The sequence below is a fragment of the Pseudomonas sp. Ps21-P2 genome, assembly GCF_039672565.1.
GTDB lineage: Bacteria > Pseudomonadota > Gammaproteobacteria > Pseudomonadales > Pseudomonadaceae > Aquipseudomonas.
The window spans coordinates 236,289-243,855 of the sequence record NZ_JBDFPL010000003.1 but is presented as its reverse complement, the minus strand read 5'-3'; the positions used below and the strand labels follow the sequence as shown (position 1 = coordinate 243,855).

Below are 7,567 nucleotides of genomic sequence, written 5' to 3'. Positions count from 1 at the left end.
TCTTTCACCTGTTTGTATCGGCAAGGCTCAACCCGCAGGCAGCGCAAAGGCGGCCCACAACGTTGTGAGAAAAGAGTGGGTGGCCGTTTACGACCACCGCAGTGACGGGCTTTTTTGAAGGCCCGGGCTTAGCGCGCGAGCTTCAGCGCTACGCGAGGCTCAGCCTGCAACGACCCATGCTCAGAGCGCGCCGAACACGGTTGCGCCTGATCGCCGAAGATCGATTCGACGACCTCCTGGGAACGGATCGCGAGCACCGACAACAGCGTGTCGCTCAAACCGTGGCTGTCTTCGCAGCAACCCTGCAGGAAAATCCCCGCTTCGCTGCCGGGGGTCAGGGGCAAGCGATAGTGACGGTCAACGTTGGCCCCCTGGATGTATTGCTGAATGCCCGAGAGCAGCTCCAGGTGATAGTCGCGGCGGTAACCAGTGGCGAGCACCACGACGTCGAAAGTCTCGCTGTGCATCTGGTCATGGGGCGCATCGCGCAGGAACAGTTCGATGCCGTCAGCGGCGACTTCGGCGTGCACCACTTCGCGGTTGGTGAGCATGCGGTGACGCTCTTCGCCGCGCACCTTCTGCTGGTACATGCGCTGGAAGATGGTCTCGATCAGGTCGGTGTCGACCACTGAATAGTTGGTGTTGCGGAACTCGTCGAACAGCGCGACGCGGCGCTCCTGACTGTGGTTGAAGATGGTGTCGGTGAACGACGGGTTGAAGATCTGATTGACGAAGGGGCTGTCATCGGACGGTTTCAGCGCACTGCCACGAATCACCAGCGTGGCCTCGACATTGTCGAAGCGCGAGGCCAGGTCTTCGAAGATTTCCGCCGCGCTCTGGCCGCCGCCGACCACCGCCACGCGCACCGGGCCAGGGCGATTGGCGAGGAGTTTTTCGATGCCGCCGCGATAGCCGGCAGAGTGCAGCACGCGCGCGTCTTCAAGTCCGTCGAAGGCCGCCGGCGACTGGGGAATGCCGCCGATGCCGAACACCAGATTGCGCGCGCGACGACGGGAGATTTCGCCGTGCTCATCGCGGGACAACACGTCCATGGCGACGAAGCGGCCGTCTTCGAAATGCGGTTCCACCGACATCACTTCGGCACCGTAATGGGCCTGTTCGTTAAAGTGCGACGCGGCCCAGGTCAGGTAGTCCGTGTATTCCTCGCGGGTCGGGAAGAACGTCTTCAGGTTGATGAAGTCCTGCAGGCGGCCGCGCTCGTTGAGGTAGTTGACGAAGGTAAAACGGCTGGCCGGATTGCGCAGGGTCACCAGGTCCTTGAGGAAGGAAATCTGCATGGTGGAACCGTCGATCAGCATGCCTTCGTGCCAGTTGAACGCCGGCTTTTTCTCGAGGAAACACACGTGGGGCGCCAGACCGCTGCGCTGGGCATGCTCCTGGGTGGCAATGGCCAAAGCCAGGTTCGACGGGCCGAAACCGATGCCGATGAAGTCGTAGACGAGTTCCATGCTTCCCTCTCGTAAGGCGCGATGCGCGATCGACTCCGGCAGCCGGACGACAAGGTCGCTGGCGCCGGATGGCCGTTCACGCGCATCAAAAATGTTTAAGACTGATTCTCATTAACATGACGACTGAGGCTGACGACTGTTTAGTCCCGGTCGCCGAAATTTCTTACAACGCCTCGGCTGCCTTTATCTGGTAGGCGGCACCGATCTCCTCCACCGCGTCGCGGCTGGCGTTTTCGCGGCGATCACCCTGCAGCTCGCTGAGCTGCCCGGACTCCATCTTCACCAGACGGTCGGCGAGGTCGAAGTACTGGTCGTCGTGGCTGATGGCAAACACCGTGACGCCAGCCTTTTTGAACATCGGCAGCAGCTCGCGGTAGAAAAAGCGGCGGAACAACGGGTCCTGATCGGCGGCCCATTCGTCCAGCAGCAGAATGTCGCGCTTCTCCAGCAGCGCCAGCATCAGCGCCAGGCGCTTGCGCTGTCCCTGGGAAAAACGCGTGTCGAGCAAGTGCCCGTCGGCGAGCTGCACCTTGTGCTTCATGTGCAGTTTTTCCAGCCAGTGCTCGACATCAGCGATGTCGGCGTTCTGCCCGTCGGGACCGAGCAATTGCGCAAACAGGTGGAAGTCGGTGAACACGCTGGCGAACAGCTGACGGTAGGCCAGCCAGTCTTCCGAGCCGATGACCTGGCCGTCGATCAGGATCGCCCCCGCCGATGGTCGATACAGGCCGCTGAGCAAACGCGCCAGGCTGGATTTGCCGCTGCCGTTGCCGCCCATGAGGAACACGGTTTCGCCCCGGCGCAGGGTCAGGTTCACTGGGCCAACATCGAAACCGGGCTCGTCGCCCTGAGGCGCGTAGTGGTATTCGACGTCACGCAGTTCGAGGGTCTGCCAGTGGCCGGCGATGTGGCTCGGGGCGACGTCGAAGCTTTCGTGGTGCTCGGCCAGGGCCAGCGACTCGACTTTATCCAGCGCCACGCGCCCGGAGATCTGCGCCGGAATCGCTGCCACCGCCAGCACCAGCGGCGTGCGCATGAACAGCACGGTCAGCGCATAGGTCGCCGCCACTTCGGTCGGCGCCCAGCCCAAGCCGTTGGCCAGGTAGAACGCCAGGCCGATGGTGCCGAGGACCATGATGTTGGCCCAGTTGCTGGCCAGGCCGTGATACCGGTCGGCCAGAGTGAAATGCTCGCGGTAGCGCTGGGCGGCGACGTCGAAAGTTTCTTCGTACAGCCGACGGGCGCGGTCGCGATTAAGGGTCAGCTCCTTGCGCCCGTCGATCACGCCCTGGTAGCTCTGATAGAGCTTGTCTTCGGACTCACGCAGCGCGCGGATGTGGGCGTTGAGTTTGCCCACCAGCAACCAGCCCACGCCCAGGGTGAACGCCATCCAGCACAGCGTAGTGATGAACAGCGACGGCGACAGCCAGGCCAGATAACTGAACGACGCGACGCTGAGCACCGAGCCGTAGATCAAGTCCGGCAGCTGCACGAAGGCCATGGTCACGGCGCGAATGTCGCTGGACAGGCTGGCGAAGATCTTCGCCCCGCCGATGGATTCGATGCGCTCGATGTTGGTGTCCAGCAGGCGCTTGACCATGACCCGGCGCAGGCCGTAGACGAACCGATGACCCAACGCCGTCAGCGACAACGACGCCCCGGACGCCAGCGCCAGCAGCGCGGCGAGCATCAGGCCGAATTGCCACAGCGCGGTGCCGAGGCCTTCGTGGCTGCTGATCATGCGTTGGTTGACGAAGGCAATCACGCCAACGCTCAACAGCCCGCTGCTGACGCTCAGCAGCAGCACCATCGCAAGCGGCCAGCGGTATTGCTGGAAGACCAGACGAACTAGTTTCATGAATGACTCCGGGCAGTGAAAACGAAAGACATGACGCGGCGATGCCTAGATATCGCCGAGCCGCGCGCGGCAGTGAGACAGGGTGTCGCGCAGGAGAAAGTTGACCATGGTCGGTGAGGTGCCGATGACCTTGGCCACGTCGCGCTGGGTGTAGCCCTCGATCTGGCTGAGGTTGAAGACGATGCGCATGCGCTTGGGCAGTTCGTTGAGCGCGCCGACCAATTGACCGAGGGACTCGCGACCGGCCAGCACGCGCTCCGGAGACACCTCGAAACGGATCTGCTCTTGCTGCTCGGCTTCGGCGCCGTGGTTGCGTTCGAGACGCTGGCGGCGAAGACGGTCAATCGACAGATTGCGCACGACGCGAAACATGTAGCGCGCAGGTTCCGTGGACGCGAGGTCGCTTTCGAGCATCTTCACGAAAGCGTCCTGGACCACGTCTTCGGCGCGGGCGCGACAGCCGAGGAATTTCGCCGCGAGGCGCAACAGTGCCTCGCGGTGGGTGTTGTAGGTGCCCATCAGCGCCTCGAGGCGCGGGTCTCTCGCGCCACGGGTGGCGCCAACACAAGGTGAGCCAGACCGGGCGGGCTGGCTCATTGCAGGGCGAAAATCCATCTTGTTCGACATCCCTGGTAACAAAGGAACGCGAAGGATAACGCAAACGATTCTCATTGCAACGTAAGAAAGTTTACCGATGGGTGAAACTTTTTCGTCGCGCTTCGAGTCGTTCTGGCCCTGCCGTCTTCATTTCAGCAGGCGCAGCTCCAGGTATTGCAGGAGCATGATGGTCTTGCCGTCGTTGATTTCGCCGCTTTCCACCATGGCGATGGCCCGCTCGAAATCCAGCTCCAGCACTTCGATGTCTTCGCCCTCCTCTTCCAGCCCGCCGCCATCGCTGACCCGATCATCGGGCTGATATTCGCCGATGAAAAAGTGAATGCGCTCGGTCACCGAACCCGGGCTCATGAAGGCGTCGAATATCTTCTTCACCGAACGCACGACGTAGCCGGTTTCTTCTTCGGCTTCCATGCGGATGCGCTCTTCAGGGCTGGCGTTGTCCAGCAATCCTGCTGCGGCTTCGATCAAATAACCGCTGTGGCCATTGACGAAGGCCGGCATGCGGAACTGGCGGGTCAGCACCACGGTGCGGCGTTCGAGGTTGTACAACAGAATCGTCGCGCCATTGCCCCGGTCGTAGACCTCGCGGGTCTGTGACTGCCAACTGCCGTCACGGCGTTGCAGCTCGAAGCTGTATTTCTTGAGCACGTACCAGTTGTCGGAGAGGAGTTGTTCGTCGGTGATGCGGATGGGGGTGGAAGGCATGGTGGTCCTTATGGGTAGGGGGTGGCTGGATTGGGCTTGGGCTCTGGCGGCTACCGAGGATTAGGCAATGACGCAAACCTTGTGGGAGCGAGCTTGCTCGCGAAGGGGCCGGTACATCCGCCACATCTCCAGCGGCTGGAATGCCATCTTCGTGAGCAAGCTCACTCCCACAAGGGCAGCGTTTGCCTTGCGAAAGCAGCGCGTCAGAAACATGGGCTCTGCTCAATCATGACCACACCAGAGATGTATCAGTTGCCGCAAATCCTGTGGGAGCGAGCTTGCTCGCGAAAAGTGGCGCAGCTGCAAGGGCATCTCTCTGAAAAACCCCGAACTATTATTTCCATCGATTGCCAACATAGGCACGAACGCCGTTCTGTTTGCCCGTGCAAATCCGGATGATGGCGGCACTGATTAACCAGACAAGGATTTGCCCGCAATGTCCATCAACATGACCATTCTGTTGACCCTGATCGTTTCGTTCTCAATCGCTCTGGCCGGCGTGGTGCATATCTGATCTGACACTGGCCGCACAAGCGCAGTCAGCGCCGAAGCCCGATCCAGCACACAAGACCGGGCCATCGATCGTCTTTTTTTATTCGTAAAAAGCCGCCACCGTCTCCTTGCCGCCAACAAAAAAGCTGTCGGCGACGATGCGCAGCGGCTGCAAATCCAGATCGCTCTTGCCCGCGTCGATCAGCCGCGCGAAGTGCCCGTACATGGCCGGGTACTCGCCCTCCTCCGACACGGTCTGCGCCACGCCGTCGATGCTGACCTCCGCGCCGCCGGCGTCCAGGCGCATCACGCCGTCGTTGCAGTGCAGCTCGATGCTCCACTGCTCGTTGACGCTGTGATCGAAATCCAGTTCGGCGATCACCCGCACCTCCTCGCCGGAACGCATCTGCAGCGACGCCGCAATCGGCGACTGGCAGTTGCTCGGCACGCTGAGGTTCGCCGATTCGACGAACAGCGCGCGGGGCAGCAATTCGGTGACGATCGACAGCGCGTTGATCCCCGGATCGAACACCCCTAGACCGCCCGCCTGCCAGATCCACGCCTGACCCGGGTGCCATTTGCGCACCTGCTCTTTCCAGGCAATTCGTACCTGCTTGAGGGTCTTGCCCTCCAGCCATTGCGCCGCATTGCTCACGCCCGGGGCGAAGCGTGAATGCCAGGCGAACAGCCCGCTGACGCCCGCTGCATTGACCTCGTCGATCAGGGCAAGGGCTTCGCCCAGGGTCGAGCACGGCGGTTTTTCCACCAGCACGTGTTTGCCGGCCTTCAGCGCCTCTTCAACCAGCGCAAAACGCCCCTGAGGCGGCGTGCAAAAGGCGATGGCGTCCACTGCCGGACCTTCTGCCAGCAGCTCAGCCAGCGAGCTGAAATTGGGCACGCCCGGACAGTGCTGACCCAGCGTCGCCACGGCCACCAGCTCAAAGCGGTCACTGGCGTGGATCGCCGGCACGTGCTGGTCCTGGGCGATCTTGCCGTAACCCACCAGCCCTAAACGAATCGGATGCATCGATGACTCCTGTGATGTTGTCGTTGTTATGACAGACGCGCCCCAAACGGGACGCCCTAAAGCGAATCAATGAATCGGTGCTGCCTCGCCCTGCTGATATTCGCGGGGGGTGCAGCCGAACTCCCGGCGGAACACCGTGTGCAGGTATTGCGCGGATTTGAAGCCACAGTTTTGCGCGATGTCGGCGATGGCCGAGTCACCGTGTTTCAGCCCTGACGCGGCGGCGGTGAGTTTGAAGCTCAAAATCTCGTCATGCACGCTGCAGCCGCGCTCCTTGCGAAAGTGCGATTCCAGGGAGGAACGGGAAATGCCGACGTAGCCCGCGACCTGGGCGGTCTTGATGCCCTGGCAGGCGTACTGGCGAATGAAGTGCAGCGCCTGCATGACGTACGGATTGCCCAGCGGCTGATGCAGGCTGGAGGCCTGAACGTTGATGGCCTCGGGCGGCACCAGAATCTGGCTCGCGGTCGAGGGCATGCCGTGGAGCATTTGGTGCAGCAACTGCGCCGCCGTGCGCCCCATCAGTTGAGTCCCCTGAGTGACCGAACTGAGCGGCACCCGCGTCAGGGTGCGGGTCAGCGGGTCGTTGTCGATGCCGATCAGCGCCACCTGCTCGGGTACCGCAATGCCCGCCGTCAGGCACGCCTGCAGCAACTGCCGCGCGCGGGCGTCGCTGACGGCGATGATGCCGATGGGTTTGGGCAGGCTTTGCAGCCAGGTGATTTGCTGTTCGACGGCGCTGTCCCACAATGGCGCGCTGGTGCTCAGGCCGCGATAGACTTCGCCGTGCAAACCGTCGCGCTGCAACAGCCGGCGGAAGGCTTTTTCACGCTCCTGGGCCCAGCGATTGCTTTGCGCTTCCGGCAGGCTGAAACAGGCGAAGCGCGTCAGGCCAGCCTCGATCAGGTGTTCGTAGGCCAGCTTGATCAGGGCGAAGTTGTCGGTGGCGACGTAGGGAATGTGTTTCGGATAGGCCCGCTTGTCCTCGTAGGAACCGCCCACCGCCACCACCGGCACCGTGCTTCCGGCCAGGGCCTCGCCGATCAGCGGATCGTCGAAGTCAGCAATGATGCCATCGCCCTGCCAGCGCTCGATGCCCTTCAGGCGGCAGAGAAAGTCCTCTTCCAGAAACAGATCCCAGGTCGCGCGGGTGCTGCTCAGGTAATTGCCGATGCCGGTGATGATGCCGCGGTCGTAGATCTTGCCGCCGTTGAACAACAGGGCGATGCGGTGAGCGGGCGGGACGGTTTTCATTATTGTTCCCCGGGCCTGTGAAGCGAGTCGGCACAGACTAGGCCTGCGCCGGGGGAATCTCAATACTCAAAATCGAACACCGGGTTGGTGATTTTCGCAATCGGCGCGGACGGGGCCGTTGCTAGTATCGGGATCAGCCAAGAA

At 62.0% G+C, this 7,567-nt stretch carries 6 protein-coding genes; all 6 read right to left on the bottom strand.

Annotated elements, in window-relative coordinates:
* Positions 1–128: 128 nt before the first annotated feature.
* On the bottom strand, positions 129–1,469 hold the full coding sequence (locus tag ABEH28_RS08720; RefSeq protein WP_346629679.1) for a lysine N(6)-hydroxylase/L-ornithine N(5)-oxygenase family protein: 1,341 nt from the start codon (positions 1,467–1,469) through the stop codon (positions 129–131).
* A 163-nt stretch (positions 1,470–1,632) separates the two neighbouring features.
* A complete protein-coding gene (locus ABEH28_RS08715) occupies positions 1,633–3,327 on the bottom strand; it encodes a multidrug ABC transporter permease/ATP-binding protein (protein WP_346629678.1) in 1,695 nt (564 codons plus the stop codon).
* 45 nt (positions 3,328–3,372) lie between these two features.
* Entirely contained in the window at positions 3,373–3,846 is a 474-nt protein-coding gene (locus tag ABEH28_RS08710; RefSeq protein ID WP_282371862.1) for a sigma-70 family RNA polymerase sigma factor, read from the bottom strand.
* Positions 3,847–4,071: 225 nt separating this feature from the next.
* Positions 4,072–4,650, bottom strand: a complete 579-nt coding sequence (gene nudK / locus ABEH28_RS08705; RefSeq protein WP_346629677.1) for a GDP-mannose pyrophosphatase NudK — start codon at positions 4,648–4,650, stop codon at positions 4,072–4,074.
* Positions 4,651–5,242: 592 nt separating this feature from the next.
* The gene (locus ABEH28_RS08700) at positions 5,243–6,169 is read right to left on the bottom strand and encodes a Gfo/Idh/MocA family oxidoreductase (protein WP_346629676.1); all 927 of its coding nucleotides are present in this window, start codon (positions 6,167–6,169) and stop codon (positions 5,243–5,245) included.
* 66 nt (positions 6,170–6,235) lie between these two features.
* Positions 6,236–7,423, bottom strand: coding sequence for a XylR family transcriptional regulator (locus tag ABEH28_RS08695; RefSeq protein WP_346629675.1), 1,188 nt, complete (start codon positions 7,421–7,423; stop codon positions 6,236–6,238).
* Positions 7,424–7,567: the final 144 nt, after the last annotated feature.